Source organism: Pseudomonas sp. OTU750018, assembly GCF_011636575.1.
Lineage (GTDB): Bacteria > Pseudomonadota > Gammaproteobacteria > Pseudomonadales > Pseudomonadaceae > Aquipseudomonas > Aquipseudomonas peli.
The window spans coordinates 1,641,312-1,656,743 of the sequence record NZ_JAAPAU010000001.1; the positions used below are offsets into that span (position 1 = coordinate 1,641,312).

Genomic DNA, 15,432 nt, shown 5'->3' on the forward strand with positions numbered 1-15,432 from the left:
ACACTTCCAGATGGTCACGGCACAATGCGCCAGGCCTGTTAAAATGCGCGCCCACTTCACCTGACGATTGATTCCATGTCCCGACTGAACCCCCGGCAGCAGGAAGCCGTGAACTATGTCGGCGGCCCACTTTTGGTGCTCGCCGGCGCAGGCTCCGGCAAGACCAGCGTGATTACCCGCAAGATCGCCCACCTGGTGCAGAACTGCGGCATCCAGGCCCGCCATATCGTCGCCATGACCTTTACCAATAAGGCCGCGCGCGAGATGAAAGAGCGCGTCAGCTCCCTTATCAAGGGCCCCGAAGCCCGCGGCCTGACGGTCTCGACCTTCCACAACCTGGGCATGAACATCATCCGCAAGGAATACGCGCGCCTGGGCTACAAGCCGGGATTCTCGATCTTCGATGACGGCGATATCAAGGCGCTGCTCACCGACATCATGCAGAAAGAATATGCCGGTGATGACGGTGCGGACGAGATCAAGAACATCATCGACAGCTGGAAGAATGACCTGATCCTGCCCGAGCAAGCCCTGGCCGGCGCACGCAACCCCAAGGAGCAGACGGCGGCCATCGTCTACCTGCACTACCAGCGCACCCTGCGCGCCTACAACGCGGTGGACTTCAACGATCTGATCCTGCTGCCGGTGATGCTGTTTCAGGAACATGCCGACATCCTGGAAAAATGGCAGAACCGCATCCGCTACCTGCTGGTCGACGAATACCAGGACACCAACGCCAGCCAGTATTTACTGGTGAAGCTCTTGGTGGGCATGCGCAACCAGTTCACCGTGGTCGGCGACGATGACCAGTCGATCTATGCCTGGCGCGGCGCGCGCCCGGAAAACCTGATGCTGCTGAAAGAGGACTACCCCTCGTTGAAGGTGGTGATGCTGGAGCAGAACTATCGCTCCACCAGCCGCATCCTCAAGTGCGCCAACATCCTGATTGCCAACAACCCGCATGCCTTCGAGAAACAGCTGTGGAGCGAGATGGGCATGGGTGACGAGATCCGCGTGATCCGTTGCCGCAATGAAGACGCCGAGTGTGAACGGGTGGCACTGGAAATCCTCACCGAGCACCTGCGCACCCAGCGCCCTTACAGCGATTACGCCATCCTCTACCGCGGTAACTACCAGGCCAAACTGATGGAGCTGAAGCTGCAGCACCATCAGATTCCCTATCGCCTCTCGGGCGGCACCAGCTTCTTCGCCCGCCAGGAGGTGAAGGACCTGATGAGTTACTTCCGCCTACTGGTCAACCCAGATGATGACAACGCCTTTCTGCGCGTGATCAACGTGCCGCGCCGCGAAATCGGCTCGACCACCCTGGAAAAGCTCGGCAACTATGCCACCAACCGCAAGATCAGCATGTACGCTGCCGCCGGCGAAATCGGCCTGGGCGAGCAACTGGATGCACGCTACACCGAGCGCCTGGCGCGCTTTACCAAATGGATGGACCGGGTGCGCCAGGAATGCGCGCAGAACGATCCGATTGCGGCGATCCGCAGCATGGTGATGGATATCGACTACGAGAACTGGCTGCGGCAGAACGCCTCCAGCGACAAAGTCGCCGACGCACGCATGGGCAACGTCTGGTTCCTGGTCGAGGCGCTGAAGAACACCCTGGAGCGCGACGAAGACGGCGAGATGACCATCGAGGACGCCATCGGCAAACTGGTGCTGCGTGACATGCTCGAACGTCAGCAGGAAGAAGAGGAAGGCGCCGAAGGTGTGCAGATGATGACCCTGCACGCGTCCAAGGGCCTGGAATACCCATCGGTTTATATTCTCGGCGTGGAGGAAGAAATCCTCCCGCACCGTTCCAGTATCGAGGCCGATACGGTCGAGGAAGAGCGGCGTCTGGCCTATGTCGGCATCACCCGCGCCAAACGCAACCTGACCATGACCTTTGCCGCTAAGCGCAAACAATACGGTGAAGTCATCGACTGCTCGCCGAGTCGTTTCCTTGATGAATTGCCGCCTGAAGATCTGGTCTGGGAAGGCCTGGAAGACGCTGCACCGGAGGTCAAGGCCGCCACCGGCAACTCGGCGCTGGCCAATATGCGCGCCCTGCTAAAAAAATAACCGGCAACACCGCGCGGGCACAGATAGACGTATTTCGTCACCGCCTGCATCCGCGCTACGCTGCACCATTACATCCCGGCGCAGACCGGGTATCAGAAAGAACGACGAGGGTAACCGCGTGGAAGCGCTGAAACAGAAGATTCGCGATGAAGGCACCGTGCTCTCGGAGCATGTACTCAAGGTTGATGCCTTTCTCAATCACCAGATCGACCCCAAGCTGATGCAGCAGATCGGTCATGAGTTTGCCCAGCGTTTTGCCGGCCAGAACATCACCAAGATCGTCACCATCGAAGCCTCGGGCATTGCTCCGGCAGTGATGGCAGGCCTGGAATTAGGCGTACCGGTGATTTTTGCGCGCAAGTACCAGTCACTGACGCTCAAGGACGACTTGTACATTTCCAAGGTGTTTTCCTTCACCAAGCAGACCGAAAGCACGCTGGCCATTTCGGCCAAGCACTTGGGCGCCCACGACCATGTGCTGTTGATTGACGATTTTCTCGCCAACGGCCATGCCGCGCGCGCCCTTATTGATCTGATCGGCCAGGCCGGTGCAAGCATCGCCGGTATCGGTGTGGTGATCGAAAAGTCCTTCCAACGCGGCCGCGCCGAGCTGGACGCACAGGGCTACCGGGTCGAGTCGCTGGCGCGTATTGATTCACTCAAGGATGGTCAGGTCAGCTTTATCGATTAAAGGCCGTAGCCCACCGGGAATTGCCTTGAGCCGTTTCTAGCGCCCACAAAAAAGCCGCCTTTTCAGGCGGCTTTTTCACAGCAGCGTCAGGCGACTTACAGGCCGGACATCTTCTGGATTGCGCCACGCAGCTCGTCATCCGAGCAATCGGCACAAGTGCCTTTCGGCGGCATGGCGTTGATGCCGGCAATCGCGGTTTTCAAGATAGCGTCGATACCACCTTCTTTATCAGCACGTGCCTTCCAGGCAGCGGTGTCGCCAATTTTCGGCGCACCCAGGATACCTGGGGTGTGGCAGGCACCACAGTGCTTGGCAATGATGTCATCGGCAGTACGCGCACCACCGCCAGCAGCAACGGCTACAGCACCCACGCCCTTGCATTCTTCACCCATCACACAGACTTGGCCAACCGGCTTCAGTCGGTCAGCAATGGCATCGTCGGTCGTGGCCTGAGCAGTCACTGCCCACAGGGCCAATACGGTAGCCGGTGCTACCAGGAGCTTTTTAATCAGGTTCACGGTACACCCTCTTCGTGGCTAGTCACGCTCGCGGCCACGGTTTCGCGAGCGGGTAGCAGTATAACGGCAAGCCGGGCTGGCCGAAACAACCCAGATTGTCGCAGGGTTATTTAGAAATTGGCCGGCGTAGTCGCACTGATCAGCCGGGCAGGCTGTTCGAATGGGTTACGGAAACGGTGCGGTTTGCTGCTCTCGAAGTAGTAGCTGTCACCCGGTTCAAGGATAAACACCTCGTCGCCGACGGTCAGTTCCAGCTTGCCTTCAACCAGCATGCCGGCCTCTTCACCTTCGTGGGCGTACATCTCATCGCCGGTGTCAGTGCCGCTCGGGTAGGTTTCATCGAGGAAGGAAATGGCCCGGCTGGGATGCGCCTTACCCACCAGTTTCATGGTGATGGCCCCACTGCAGATATCGGTGAGTTCGGCGGCGCGATAGACCACCTGAGCCTGGCTATCCTGCTCCACATCCAGGGAGAAGAACTCCACCAGGGACATGGGGATACCCGCCAACACCTTTTTCAACGAACTGATCGAAGGGCTTACGCTGTTCTTCTCGATCATCGAAATGGTGCTGTTGGTGACGCCCGCCCGTTTGGCGAGTTCACGCTGGGAAAGGCCTTTGAGTTTGCGAATGGATTGCAGTCGAACACCGACGTCCAATGCTGGAGTCCCCCTTGGGAGTGATACGGAAAAGTCGCCGTATCATGGCATAGCGTTCAGAATTTACAACACTCGCGTTCAAACTCGTCTACAGCATGCGTGTTAGAGCCTATTCAAAGGCTTACGAGCTAGAGCCATGCAAGGCAAAAACAGGCGAGGACGCGGAGTTTACGGGTTGTAAATGAGCAGTCCGAGCCTGTTTTTAACGCAGCAGGGCCGACGCGCAGCAGCCTTTGAACAGGCTCTCAGCTCCCGAGGTAGAGCAGCGGCGCCCTTCGCTGGTTGCAGAAAAGCTGATAAGGAATACTGCCGGCATGGGTGGCCACGTCGCTGGCGAGGACCTGTTTGCCCCACAGCTCGACCCGGCTACCCAGGCCCGCTTGCGGCAGATCAGTCAAATCGACGGTGAGCATGTCCATCGACACGCGGCCGATCAGGCGGGTCAGTTGGCCGTCCACCGCCACGGGCGTACCGGTAGGCGCGTGACGTGGGTAGCCGTCGGCATAGCCCATGGCAACTACGCCAACGCGGGTTGGCCGCTCGCTGACAAAGCGTGCGCCATAGCCCACGGGCTCGCCGGCCGGCAGTTCGCGCACGCTGATGATCTTCGATTCCAGAGTCATGACCGGTTGCAGCCGCGCGGCCACTGCCTGCGCCTGTTCGAACGGGGTGGCGCCGTAAAGCATGATGCCAGGGCGCACCCAGTCGCTCGGCACGCTCGGCCAGCCCAATACGGCAGGCGAGTTGCGCAGGCTGACCTCGGCGACTATGCCCTGGCGTGCCTGCTGAAACACCGCCAACTGCTCAGCACTGCGCGGGCAATCCAGCTCGTCGGCACGGGCGAAGTGGCTCATCAGCACAATCTTCGCCACCTTGCCGCTGGCCAGCAGGCGCTGATAGGCCGCCTGGTAGTCGGCCGGGTGCAGACCGACGCGGTGCATGCCGCTGTCCATCTTCAGCCACACCGTCAGCGGACGGCGTACCGCGCTGCGCTCAATCGCCTCCAGCTGCCACAGCGAATGCACCACACACCACAGTTCGTGCTGCTCGATCAGCGGCAATTCGTCGGCTTCGAAAAAACCCTCCAGCAACAGGATCGGCCCGCGAATAGCGGCCTCGCGCAGCTGCAGCGCTTCCTCGATACAGGCCACGGCAAAACCATCGGCCTGCTCCTGCAACGCCTGGGCACAACGCACCGCGCCATGGCCGTAGGCATCCGCCTTGATCACCGCCAGGGCGCGGGCGCCGCTGACTTCACGGGCCAGTTGGTAGTTGTGACGCAAGGCTTGCAGGTCGATCAGGGCGCGGGCAGGACGCATGACGTTCTCGGCTATCAGCAGTTTTCAGAAGTAAAAAAGCCCGGTGTGATGGCCGGGCAAACACTTATCGCAAACGGGACGGGCCGATTTACAGGGCGGCCACGATCATCATCTCCACCAGCACCTCAGGCTTGTACATCTTCGCCTCGACGCAAGCCCGTGCAGGCGCCGCGCCTGGCGCGACCCAGGCATCCCAGACCTGATTAAGCCCGGCGTAATCGCGCTCCATGTCCTTCAGGTAGATGGTCACGGAGAGGATCTTCGACTTGTCGCTGCCGGCCTCGGCCAACATGCGGTCGGTATTGGCCAGGGTTTCGCGGGTTTGCTGCACGATGTCGCCGCTGTAGTCGTCCGCCAGTTGCCCGGCCAGGTAGACCGTGCCGTTATGGATGACGATTTCGCTGTAACGACTTTCAGTGTGCAGGCGCTGTACTGACATGCTTGTGACTCTCCTGGGAACGGCTGTAACGGGAAATATCCAGGCCTTCGGCGCTGATCTGCGGACGCTTTTTCGCCATCAGATCGGCAAGCAGGCGACCGGAGCCGCAGGCCATGGTCCAGCCCAGTGTGCCGTGACCGGTGTTGAGGAACAAATTGCGCAAGCCGGTGGCACCGACAATCGGCGTGCCGTCCGGGGTGGCCGGGCGCAGGCCGGTCCAGAATTCGGCCTGGCGCAGATCGCCGCCTTGCGGGTAGAGATCGGCGGTAATCATTTCCAGGGTTTCGCGACGACGCGGGTTGAGGCTCAGGTCGAAGCCGGCGATTTCCGCCATGCCACCCACGCGGATGCGGTTGTCGAAACGGGTGATCGCCACCTTGTAGGTTTCATCGAGGATGGTCGAGGTCGGCGCCATCGCCACATTGGTGATTGGCACGGTCAGCGAGTAACCCTTGAGCGGGTAAACCGGCGCCTTGATGCCCAGTGGCTTGAGCAGTTGCGGACTGAAGCTGCCGAGCGCCAGCACGTAGCGGTCGGCGGTTTCCAGCTTGCCGTCGATCCACACGCCATTGACCCGATCGCCCACGGCGTCGATGCGCTGAATGTCCTGACCGAAACGGAATTCCACACCCAGCGCCTTGGCCATCTCAGCCAATTTGGTGGTGAACAGCTGGCAATCGCCAGTCTGGTCATTCGGCAGACGCAGCGCGCCAGCCAGCTTGTCGGTAACGGCGGCCAGGGCCGGCTCAACGCGGGCAATGCCAGCGCGGTCGAGCACTTCATAGGGCACACCGGATTGCTGCAGCACGGCGATGTCTTTCGCCGCGTTGTCCAGTTGCGCCTGGGTGCGGAACAGCTGAGTGGTGCCCAGGCTGCGGCCTTCATAGGCGATGCCGGTTTCCGCGCGCAGCTCGTCGAGGCAGTCGCGGCTGTACTCGGACAAACGCACCATGCGCTCCTTGTTCACCGCGTAACGGCTGGCGGTGCAGTTGCGCAGCATCTGCGCCATCCACAGGTACTGGTCGATATCCGCAGTGGCCTTGATCGCCAGCGGTGCGTGTTTTTGCAGCAGCCACTTGATCGCTTTCAGCGGTACGCCCGGGGCAGCCCATGGCGAGGCGTAGCCAGGGGACACCTGGCCAGCGTTGGCGAAGCTGGTTTCCATGGCCGGGGCGTGCTGCCGGTCGACCACCACCACTTCAAAACCCTGACGCGCCAGGTAATACGCACTGGCTGTACCAATCACACCGCTGCCGAGAACTAAAACCCGCATGCCGCTCTCCTCGCCGCGACAATGCGCGACGGATAATTCCTGAGATCACAATTGAGCGCAGTATAGGAAGAGATCAGCAGTGCTTTTCACTATATAAATAGCTATATTTGGCGACAATTCTTGGCAAAATCGCCTTCTACAGAGGGGTATCCACCGTGCGCACCCAACATCAGAGCCGCCGCGAACTGGACAAGATCGACCGCAATATCCTGCGGATCCTGCAGGAAGACGGGCGTATCAGCTTTACCGAACTGGGCGAGAGGGTCGGCCTGTCGACCACGCCATGCACCGAGCGCGTACGCCGCCTGGAGCGCGAAGGGATCATCATGGGCTACCACGCCCGGCTCAACCCGCAGCAGCTCAAGGCCAGCCTGCTGGTATTCGTCGAGATCAGCCTGGACTACAAGTCCGGCGACACCTTCGAGGAGTTCCGCCGCGCGGTACTCAAGCTGCCGCACGTGCTCGAATGCCACCTGGTGTCCGGCGACTTCGACTACCTGGTGAAGGCGCGGATCAACGAGATGGCCAGCTACCGCAAGCTGCTCGGCGACATCCTGCTCAAGCTGCCGCATGTGCGCGAGTCGAAGAGCTATATCGTCATGGAAGAGGTGAAAGAGAGCCTGAGCCTGCCGATTGCCGACTAGCCGTCAGACTAGAACTTGACGGGTAGTGGCAATCAGCTGATGCACCTGCTTTGCCACCGCCGGCTCGATCATCTGCTCCGGGCCCTGGCCACGCGGGCATGGCAGGCTCGGCGTGGTGCCGAAGAGCCGGCAGATCAGCGGGCGCTGGTCGTACACCTCGCAACCCTGCGGCCCCAGGTGCACGCAATTGAACTCAGCCAGCGCGGCGTCATGCTCGGCATCACTCTTTACCGGCAGCCGCGACATCTCTTCGGATGACGCGGTGACAGGGCCGCAGCAATCGTGGCAGCCCGGCACACAGGCAAAACTGGGAATCTGCAAACGCAGCTGATCGATCTTGCGACTGGTGCAACTCATGGACGTGATCCTGAAACACAGGTCGGCATAGTAACCGTGGCCAAAGTTGAATCGCGACAGGAGCAGCGGCTAACCGACGAAAATCCGCTTATTTCGCGATTGCCTCTTGGCGTTTGGCAAATCTCACGCTTATTCTTCGTAAAATTTTCCAAACATAATAATCAGGATTCCACACATGAACGCCCGCGTTCACCAGCCGGTTCACAGCAGCCAGCACGCCAACTCCTATTACGCCGCCAGCGCCAATCGCCAGCTCGACTACCCCGCCCTGGGCGGTGAGTTGCGTGCCGATGTGTGCATCGTCGGCGGTGGTTTTTCCGGCCTTAACACAGCCATTGAGCTGGCACAGAAAGGCCTCTCGGTGGTGCTGCTGGAAGCGCACAAGATTGGCTGGGGCGCCAGTGGGCGCAACGGCGGCCAGCTGATTCGCGGCGTCGGCCATGGCGTGGAGCAGTTTGAATCGGTGATTGGCGCGCAGGGCGTGCGCGAACTGAAACTGATGGGCCTGGAAGCGGTGGAAATCGTCCGCCAGCGTATCGAGCAGTTCAACATCGACTGCGACCTGACCTGGGGCTACTGCGACCTGGCCAACAAACCCGGCCACCTCGCCGACTTCGCCGAAGACATGGCCGAACTCAAGCAGCTGGGCTATCGCCATGAAATGCGCCTGCTGCAACCGGAGCAGATGCACGAAGTGGTCGGTTCCAACCGCTATGTTGGCGGCATGATCGACATGGGCTCCGGCCACCTGCATCCGCTCAACCTGGCCCTCGGCGAAGCCGCTGCAGCGCAGAGCCTGGGCGTACAACTGTTCGAGAATTCGGCAGTGACGCGCATCGACTATGGCAGTGAGGTCAAGGTGCACACTGCTCAGGGCGTGGTGTGCGCAACTACCCTGGTACTCGGCTGCAACGCTTATCTGAATGGCCTGAACAGCAATTTGGGCGGCAAGGTGCTGCCGGCCGGTAGCTACGTGATTGCGACCGAACCGCTGTCCGAAGCCGAAGCGCGGGCGATCATTCCGCAGAACATGGCACTGTGTGACCAGCGTGTTGCCCTGGATTACTACCGCCTGTCCGCCGACCGGCGCTTGCTGTTTGGCGGCGCCTGCCACTATTCCGGTCGCGACCCTGCTGACATCGCCGGCTATATGCGGCCAAAAATGCTGGAAGTCTTCCCGCACCTGAGCGACGTGAAAATCGACTACCAGTGGGGCGGCATGATCGGCATCGGCGCCAACCGCCTGCCACAGATCGGCCGGCTCAAGGAACAGCCCAACGTGTATTACGCCCAGGCCTACTCGGGCCATGGCGTCAACGCCACGCACCTGGCCGGCAAGCTGCTCGGCGAGGCCATCGCCGGCCAGGCCAGCAGCGGCTTCGACCTGTTCGCCAAGGTGCCGCACATGACCTTCCCTGGCGGCAAACACCTGCGCTCGCCGCTGCTCGCCCTGGGCATGCTCTGGCACCGGATGAAAGAACTGGTCTGACGTTCTACGCAGCAGGCCACAACGACCTGCTGCGGATTCTCCTCACAGCTTCCAGAACGGCAGCTGCGCCTCGCGCAGGGCTTGCCCGCGGCTCAGGCCGATATCCTTGAGCTGTTCATCGGTCAGCCTCAGCAGCGCGCGGCGAGTCGTCAGGCGTTGCCAGAATGTGTTCCAGCGACGTACAGCTGGCTTCGCCGCATCCTTTTGAGCATACAGATGCCCGCCCGCAGACTGCTGCAACTCGCCTGATTTAATTGTCAGCCTGACATCACTCAACCCGTTCATCGCCTGCTCCTGCCCGTAAGCCTGATGGGAGATCATGATGAGTGACACGGAAAAAGCATGACAGATTCAAAAATACACTTTTAAATCCATACAGATTTCAGAAGCCAGACTCTGAATGGTGGATTTATCACCTATCTGTACTGGCTTGGCGCGGCACACCGAGAAATTGCGAGGCAACTGTTATGACGCTTTACGTCAACCTGGCCGAGTTGCTCGGCGCGCGTATCGAGCAGGGCCTGTATCGCCCCGGTGATCGCCTGCCCTCCGTGCGCGCCCTCAGCCTGGAACATGGCGTCAGTCTGAGCACGGTGCAGCAGGCCTACCGCCACCTGGAGGATCAGGGCCTGGCCACGCCCAAGCCCAAGTCCGGCTACTTTGTGCCCCAAGCGCGCCAGCAGCCGGCGCTGCCGATGGTCAGCCGCGCCGCCCAGCGCCCGGTAGATATTTCCCAGTGGGACCAGGTACTGGATCTGATCAGCCGACCGCCTGGCGGTGATGTGCTGCAACTGGGGCGCGGCATGCCGGATATCAGCAGCCCAACCCTGAAACCACTGCTGCGCACCCTGTCACGCATGAGCCGCCGCCAGGAGGTCAAGGAACTGAGCTATGGCAGCCTGTATGGTGACCCCGGCCTGCGTGCACAACTGTCGCGGCTGATGCTCGACTCCGGCTGCCAGATCGCCATTGAGGAGATCGTCACCACCACCGGCTGCCACGAAGCCCTGTCCGTGGCGATTCGCGCGGTGTGCGCGCCGGGCGACATCGTGGCCGTGGATTCACCGAGCTTTCATGGCGTGATGCAGGCACTCAAGGGCTACGGCATGAAGGCCCTGGAACTGCCCACCGACCCGCTCACCGGCATCAGCCTGGAAGCCTTGGAGCTTGCGCTGGAGCAATGGCCGATCAAGGCCATCCAGCTCACCCCCAACTGCAACAACCCGCTCGGTTACATCATGCCGGAGGCCAACAAGCGCGCCCTGCTGGCCCTGGCGCAGCGCTATGACGTGGCGATTATCGAGGATGATGTCTACGGCGAGCTGGCCTACAGCTACCCACGCCCGCGCAGCATCAAATCATTCGACGAGGACGGTCGCGTGCTGTTCTGCAGCTCGTTTTCCAAGACCCTGGCGCCCGGCCTGCGGGCCGGCTGGATTGCCCCGGGCCGCTACCTGCAACAGGTGCTGCACCTTAAATACATGAGCACCGGCATGGCCGCGCAGCTGCCACAACTGGCCATGGCCGAATTTATCGCCAGCGGCCATTACGAACCGCACCTACGCCGCATGCGCAGCCAGTACGCGCGCAACCGCGACTGCATGATCGACTGGGTCAGCCGCTATTTCCCCGCCGGCACGCGGGTCAGCCGGCCCCAGGGTGGCTTTATGCTGTGGCTGGAGCTGCCGCAGGGTTTTGACAGCCAGCGCCTGAACCGCGCACTGCTGCCACACAACATCCAGATCGCCCCCGGCAGCATCTTTTCCGCCGCCGGCAAATACCGCAATTGCCTGCGCATCAACTACGCCGGGCAGCCCACTCCAGCGCTTGAACAGGCGATTCGCCAGGTCGGCGAATGCGTGGCCGCGCTGCTCACCGAGCAACAGCTCCCACACAACAGCGCAGAGGTTGCGCTCACGCCTTGATGGCCGCCACCTCGCTGAATGCCCCCCGCTGAAACGCCAGCCAGACAAACAGCGCCGCGCCAATCGCCATCAGGATCGGCAGCGCATGACCGCTGACCCACTGACTGGCGGCACCGGTCGACAGCGGCCCGAGCAGACAACCCGCGCCCCAGAGCAGGGCGATATGCGAGTTGGCGCGCACCAGCGCATCGTCACGATAGCGCTGCCCGACCAGAATAAGCGACAGGGTGTACAGGCCGCCCGCGCTGGCGCCAAACAGCACCAGCACGACCCAGATCAGCGGCGTGTGCAGCAATGACGGAATGCTCAGGCTCGACAGCAGCAGCACCACCCCGCAGCAGCGGAATAGCGTCTGCCGTGGTACCCGGTCGGCCATCCAGCCAATCGGCAATTGCAGCGCCGCATCGCCCACCACCACCGCACTGACCATGATCAATGCCATCTGCTGGGCAAAGCCTTCGCGCACCAGATACACCGGCAGCAGCGTCAGCACCATCGCCTCGAACGCGGCAAACAGCACCACCGCCCAGGCAATCGCTGGCGAAGTGCGGCAGAACGCCAGGATGCCGCGCCCGGACGCACTCTGCGCATCGACCTTGGGCGCTCCATCGCGCCCCAACAGCAGCAGGCTACCGCCCACCAGCAGCGCGGCAGAGAACCAGAAACCGCGGTCACTTTCCGTACCCAGCAGGGTCAGCAGCAGCGGCCCGCACAGCTGGCTGAGCGCAAAGCCGGTGCCATACAGCGCCACCAGACGGCCGCGCAGACGGTCCTCGACCAGCTGATTGATCCAGCTTTCGCCGAGCACAAATACCACGGTCAAGGAGATGCCAATCAGCAGACGCAACAGCAGCCACAGCGGATAACTCGGCATCACGCTCAGCAGCGCCACCGAAACGGCGCTGGCCAGTAGACACAGGCGCAGGGTCTGCGGCGTACCAAACCAGCCGGCCAGGTGCCCAGTCAGCCGCGCGCCGAGCAACACACCAACGGCCGGCATGCCCGCCATCACGCCAATGGCAAAGGGGCCATAACCCCAGGACTCAAGGCGAAACGACACCAGCGGCAGCGTCACGCCCAGCGCCAACCCGACGATCACCACCGCCGCACTGACGGCGAAATAGGTCATCCAGTTCATTTTTCTCACTCCATTCCCTGGCTCGCTCAGCACCCGCCACATAGATGCAAAACGGCCGGGCTCCATAGGAACCCGGCCGCAAATGGATTTAGTGGAGCCAAACCCGTCAGAGCTACAGGACTAAGGCCAGGCAAGGCGCCCCGGAGCTTTTAAGCGCAGCGTACTGCAGTACGTGAGCATTAAAAGCGAGGACGCAACGCAGCATGGCCGACGGCCCGGAGGTCGTCCCGGTAGCGTTACAGTTTGATCCAGGTCGCCTTAATCTCGGTGTACTTGTCGAAGGCATGCAGCGACTTGTCACGGCCGTTACCGGACTGCTTGAAGCCGCCGAACGGTGCGGTCATGTCGCCGCCGTCGTATTGGTTGACCCACATGCTGCCAACACGCAGCGCCTTCGCTGCCAGGTGCGCCTTGGACAGGTTGCTGGTCCAGATGGCGGCTGCCAGGCCGTAGATGCTGTCATTTGCGATCTGGATCGCTTCTTCGGCGCTGTCGAACGGAATCACCGTCAGCACCGGGCCGAAGATCTCTTCCTGGGCGATACGCATGGCGTTGTGCGCGTCATCGAAGATGGTCGGCTCAACGTACTGGCCGCCAGTCTCTTCCAGGGTGCGCTTGCCGCCGCAAAGCAGCTTGGCCTGATCCTTGTGGCCGGCGTCGATATAACCGAGCACCGCATTCAGATGACCCGCATCGACCAGTGCACCGACCTTGGTATCTGGGTCAAGAGCGTAGCCAGCTTTCCAGTCCTGCATAGCTTCCAGGACCATTGGCATGAAGGTGTCCTTGATCGAGCGTTCCACCAGTAAGCGCGAGCCAGCGGTGCACATCTCGCCCTGGTTGAAGCAGATCGCTGCAGCAGCAGCCTCGGCTGCGGCCTTGAGGTCCGGCGCATCGGCGAAGACGATATTCGCGCTCTTGCCGCCGGCTTCCAGCCAGACGCGTTTCATGTTCGATTCGCCAGCGTAGATCATCAGTTGCTTGGCGATCTTGGTCGAACCGGTGAACACCAGGGTGTCGACATCCATATGCAGCGCCAGCGCCTTGCCAACGGTGTGGCCGTAACCTGGCAGCACGTTAAGTACGCCAGCCGGGATACCGGCATCCAGCGCCAGCTGCGCCATACGCAGGGCGGTCAGCGGGGATTTCTCGGACGGTTTGACGATCACCGAGTTGCCGGTGGCCAGCGCCGGGCCGAGCTTCCAGGCGGTCATGATCATCGGGAAGTTCCACGGCACGATGGCCGCAACGACGCCAACCGGCTCACGGGTAACCAGGCCCAGCTCGTCATGCGGGGTGGCGGCCACTTCGTCATAGATTTTGTCGACCGCTTCGCCGCTCCAGCGAATCGCCCGCGAGGCACCCGGCACGTCGACACCCAGGGCATCGCTGATCGGCTTGCCCATGTCGAGGGTTTCCAGCAGGGCCAGCTCTTCGGCGTGCTGATCCATCAGGTCGGCAAAACGGATCATGATGCGCTTGCGCTGCGCCGGCGCCATACGCGACCAAACGCCAGACTCGAAGGTGGCGCGGGCATCCGCGACGGCCAACTCGGCATCGGCCAGGTCACAGCTGGCTACCAGGCCGAGCAGGCGTCCGTCGACCGGGCTGATGCACTCAAAGGTGGCCCCGGAGACGGCGGCGCGGTACTCGCCATGAACAAAGGCGCGGCCTTCGATCTTCAGGTTCTTGGCGCGCTGCTCCCAGTCGGCACGAGTCAGGCTAGTCATTCGAACATCCTCTATCGCTAGTAAAGCGCCGCTGGTGGTCGCTGCGCTGTCAATTATTCTGCATGGGGCCGCAAGAACCTGCTCACCCAATCCTGCCGGCAACACTAAACCAGCGGCCTGCACACTTCCAATATTTTTTACAAAAACTGGCAAAGCCGCCTTGTTATGTGTGCTTTATTAAACATAGACTGCCGAAATTACCACCCAAACCGACAACAAGCCTGGCCTAAACCGGCGCTCAATTCCTACCGGACATGCTTATGAACATCGAAAAGATCGTCGACTTCGCCACCGCCACTACCACGCCGGAACATTACCGTCCGGCTGCAGAGAAAGTGCTCAAGGGCGACCCCGAGCAAAGCGTGCGCAACCACTACGGCAGCCCGTGTGGCCAATTCAATACGGGGATCTGGGAAGGCGACGTCGGCCACTGGACCATCAACTACACCGAACACGAATACTGCGAGATTCTGCAGGGTGTCTCGGTGCTGCGCGACCAGGACGGCAACGCCAAGACCCTGCGCGCCGGCGACCGTTTCGTTATCCCGGCCGGCTTCTCCGGTACCTGGGAAGTGCTGGAGCCCTGCCGCAAGGTCTATGTGATCTTCGAGCAAGCCAGCCGCTGATCAGGTCACTCTTCATGCGTCACCCTTTGCCCGCCTTTATGGCGGGCTTTTTGTGGCCTGCACATCACGACAGTAAATCGCAGGCAAGAAAAAGCCCGCTATAAAAGCGGGCTTTTTCGGCAAGGCGCCAGATCAATTACTTGATCTTGCCTTCCTTGTACATCACGTGCTTACGCACAACCGGATCGAATTTTTTAATTTCGATTTTGTCCGGAGTGGTGCGCTTGTTTTTGTCGGTAGTGTAGAAGTGACCAGTACCGGCACTCGAGATCAAACGGATCAATTCACGCATGACTTTCTCCTTAAACCTTTTCGCCGCGAGCACGCAGCTCGGACAGAACGACGTCAATACCACGCTTGTCGATGCAACGCATGCCTTTGGCAGAAACGCGCAGACGCACGAAACGGTTCTCAGACTCGACCCAGAAGCGGTGATGCTGCAGGTTCGGCAGGAAACGACGACGGGTTTTGTTGTTTGCGTGGGAAATGTTATTCCCGGTTACCGGACCCTTACCGGTAACTTGACAGACTCTCGACAT

17 protein-coding genes are annotated in these 15,432 nt (G+C 61.0%); 6 read left to right on the forward strand and 11 right to left on the reverse strand.

Features of this window, described 5'->3' with window-relative positions; genetic code table 11:
• The first annotated feature begins 75 nt into the window (after positions 1 to 75).
• Both rep and HCI85_RS07680 read left to right on the forward strand, forming a co-directional pair.
• Positions 76 to 2,085 (forward strand): DNA helicase Rep, encoded by a 2,010-nt coding sequence (rep, locus tag HCI85_RS07675; RefSeq protein WP_167143750.1) that lies wholly within the window; start codon positions 76 to 78, stop codon positions 2,083 to 2,085.
• Between the two features lie 118 nt (positions 2,086 to 2,203).
• Entirely contained in the window at positions 2,204 to 2,776 is a 573-nt protein-coding gene (locus HCI85_RS07680; RefSeq protein ID WP_090250497.1) for a xanthine phosphoribosyltransferase, read from the forward strand.
• A 95-nt stretch (positions 2,777 to 2,871) separates the two neighbouring features.
• Here the strand turns inward: HCI85_RS07680 and HCI85_RS07685 are convergent, their stop codons facing one another.
• The 5 genes from HCI85_RS07685 to dadA all read right to left on the reverse strand — a co-directional run bounded on the left by HCI85_RS07685 (position 2,872) and on the right by dadA (position 6,984).
• Complete coding sequence (locus HCI85_RS07685) at positions 2,872 to 3,294, reverse strand: c-type cytochrome (protein WP_090250499.1); 423 nt, start codon at positions 3,292 to 3,294, stop codon at positions 2,872 to 2,874.
• A 110-nt stretch (positions 3,295 to 3,404) separates the two neighbouring features.
• Positions 3,405 to 3,953 carry a cupin domain-containing protein gene (locus HCI85_RS07690; RefSeq protein ID WP_090250501.1) on the reverse strand — a complete coding sequence of 183 codons (549 nt, stop codon included), beginning with the start codon at positions 3,951 to 3,953 and terminating at the stop codon, positions 3,405 to 3,407.
• 245 nt (positions 3,954 to 4,198) lie between these two features.
• On the reverse strand, positions 4,199 to 5,272 hold the full coding sequence (alr, locus tag HCI85_RS07695) for an alanine racemase (protein WP_167143754.1): 1,074 nt from the start codon (positions 5,270 to 5,272) through the stop codon (positions 4,199 to 4,201).
• Between the two features lie 88 nt (positions 5,273 to 5,360).
• A complete protein-coding gene (locus HCI85_RS07700; protein WP_167143757.1) occupies positions 5,361 to 5,711 on the reverse strand; it encodes a RidA family protein in 351 nt (116 codons plus the stop codon).
• On the reverse strand, positions 5,686 to 6,984 hold the full coding sequence (dadA, locus tag HCI85_RS07705) for a D-amino acid dehydrogenase (RefSeq protein WP_090250509.1): 1,299 nt from the start codon (positions 6,982 to 6,984) through the stop codon (positions 5,686 to 5,688). Before dadA ends, HCI85_RS07700 begins: the two co-directional genes overlap by 26 nt.
• 155 nt (positions 6,985 to 7,139) lie before the next feature.
• Here dadA and dadR point away from each other — a divergent pair, with 155 nt between their 5' ends.
• Complete coding sequence (gene dadR / locus HCI85_RS07710) at positions 7,140 to 7,628, forward strand: transcriptional regulator DadR (protein ID WP_090250512.1); 489 nt, start codon at positions 7,140 to 7,142, stop codon at positions 7,626 to 7,628.
• A gap of 3 nt (positions 7,629 to 7,631) precedes the next feature.
• On the opposite strand, the gene HCI85_RS07715 is transcribed toward dadR, so the two are convergent.
• Positions 7,632 to 7,985, reverse strand: coding sequence for a YkgJ family cysteine cluster protein (locus HCI85_RS07715; RefSeq protein ID WP_167143760.1), 354 nt, complete (start codon positions 7,983 to 7,985; stop codon positions 7,632 to 7,634).
• A 175-nt stretch (positions 7,986 to 8,160) separates the two neighbouring features.
• Here HCI85_RS07715 and HCI85_RS07720 point away from each other — a divergent pair, with 175 nt between their 5' ends.
• On the forward strand, positions 8,161 to 9,474 hold the full coding sequence (locus HCI85_RS07720; protein ID WP_167143763.1) for an NAD(P)/FAD-dependent oxidoreductase: 1,314 nt from the start codon (positions 8,161 to 8,163) through the stop codon (positions 9,472 to 9,474).
• A 42-nt stretch (positions 9,475 to 9,516) separates the two neighbouring features.
• Here HCI85_RS07720 and HCI85_RS07725 read toward each other — a convergent pair whose 3' ends face one another.
• On the reverse strand, positions 9,517 to 9,759 hold the full coding sequence (locus HCI85_RS07725; protein ID WP_167143766.1) for a DUF1127 domain-containing protein: 243 nt from the start codon (positions 9,757 to 9,759) through the stop codon (positions 9,517 to 9,519).
• A gap of 182 nt (positions 9,760 to 9,941) precedes the next feature.
• On the opposite strand from HCI85_RS07725, the gene HCI85_RS07730 reads away from it, so the two are divergent.
• A complete protein-coding gene (locus HCI85_RS07730; protein ID WP_167143769.1) occupies positions 9,942 to 11,399 on the forward strand; it encodes an aminotransferase-like domain-containing protein in 1,458 nt (485 codons plus the stop codon).
• On the opposite strand, the gene HCI85_RS07735 is transcribed toward HCI85_RS07730, so the two are convergent.
• Entirely contained in the window at positions 11,389 to 12,537 is a 1,149-nt protein-coding gene (locus HCI85_RS07735; RefSeq protein WP_167143772.1) for an MFS transporter, read from the reverse strand. The two genes, HCI85_RS07730 and HCI85_RS07735, sit on opposite strands and share 11 nt — an antisense overlap.
• A gap of 236 nt (positions 12,538 to 12,773) precedes the next feature.
• Positions 12,774 to 14,267 carry an aldehyde dehydrogenase gene (locus tag HCI85_RS07740; RefSeq protein ID WP_167143775.1) on the reverse strand — a complete coding sequence of 498 codons (1,494 nt, stop codon included), beginning with the start codon at positions 14,265 to 14,267 and terminating at the stop codon, positions 12,774 to 12,776.
• Positions 14,268 to 14,527: 260 nt separating this feature from the next.
• Between HCI85_RS07740 and HCI85_RS07745 the strand changes: the two genes are divergently transcribed.
• Positions 14,528 to 14,893: a cupin domain-containing protein gene (locus HCI85_RS07745; RefSeq protein ID WP_160085985.1), complete on the forward strand. Its 366-nt coding sequence runs from the start codon at positions 14,528 to 14,530 to the stop codon at positions 14,891 to 14,893.
• Positions 14,894 to 15,029: 136 nt separating this feature from the next.
• On the opposite strand, the gene rpmG is transcribed toward HCI85_RS07745, so the two are convergent.
• Complete coding sequence (gene rpmG, locus HCI85_RS07750) at positions 15,030 to 15,185, reverse strand: 50S ribosomal protein L33 (RefSeq protein ID WP_022960960.1); 156 nt, start codon at positions 15,183 to 15,185, stop codon at positions 15,030 to 15,032.
• A 10-nt stretch (positions 15,186 to 15,195) separates the two neighbouring features.
• Positions 15,196 to 15,432 (reverse strand): 50S ribosomal protein L28, encoded by a 237-nt coding sequence (rpmB, locus tag HCI85_RS07755; RefSeq protein ID WP_090240685.1) that lies wholly within the window; start codon positions 15,430 to 15,432, stop codon positions 15,196 to 15,198.

What these genes read in the sequence shown, in the direction of transcription:
- rep (WP_167143750.1), top strand. Translation starts at nt 76, where the DNA reads ATGTCCCGACTGAACCCCCGGCAGCAGGAAGCCGTGAACTATGTCGGC.
- alr (WP_167143754.1), bottom strand. Translation starts at nt 5,272, where the DNA reads ATGCGTCCTGCCCGCGCCCTGATCGACCTGCAAGCCTTGCGTCACAAC.
- HCI85_RS07700 (WP_167143757.1), bottom strand. Translation starts at nt 5,711, where the DNA reads ATGTCAGTACAGCGCCTGCACACTGAAAGTCGTTACAGCGAAATCGTC.
- dadA (WP_090250509.1), bottom strand. Translation starts at nt 6,984, where the DNA reads ATGCGGGTTTTAGTTCTCGGCAGCGGTGTGATTGGTACAGCCAGTGCG.
- HCI85_RS07715 (WP_167143760.1), bottom strand. Translation starts at nt 7,985, where the DNA reads ATGAGTTGCACCAGTCGCAAGATCGATCAGCTGCGTTTGCAGATTCCC.
- HCI85_RS07720 (WP_167143763.1), top strand. Translation starts at nt 8,161, where the DNA reads ATGAACGCCCGCGTTCACCAGCCGGTTCACAGCAGCCAGCACGCCAAC.
- HCI85_RS07725 (WP_167143766.1), bottom strand. Translation starts at nt 9,759, where the DNA reads ATGAACGGGTTGAGTGATGTCAGGCTGACAATTAAATCAGGCGAGTTG.
- HCI85_RS07730 (WP_167143769.1), top strand. Translation starts at nt 9,942, where the DNA reads ATGACGCTTTACGTCAACCTGGCCGAGTTGCTCGGCGCGCGTATCGAG.
- HCI85_RS07735 (WP_167143772.1), bottom strand. Translation starts at nt 12,537, where the DNA reads ATGAACTGGATGACCTATTTCGCCGTCAGTGCGGCGGTGGTGATCGTC.
- HCI85_RS07740 (WP_167143775.1), bottom strand. Translation starts at nt 14,267, where the DNA reads ATGACTAGCCTGACTCGTGCCGACTGGGAGCAGCGCGCCAAGAACCTG.
- HCI85_RS07745 (WP_160085985.1), top strand. Translation starts at nt 14,528, where the DNA reads ATGAACATCGAAAAGATCGTCGACTTCGCCACCGCCACTACCACGCCG.
- rpmG (WP_022960960.1), bottom strand. Translation starts at nt 15,185, where the DNA reads ATGCGTGAATTGATCCGTTTGATCTCGAGTGCCGGTACTGGTCACTTC.
- rpmB (WP_090240685.1), bottom strand. Translation starts at nt 15,432, where the DNA reads ATGTCGAGAGTCTGTCAAGTTACCGGTAAGGGTCCGGTAACCGGGAAT.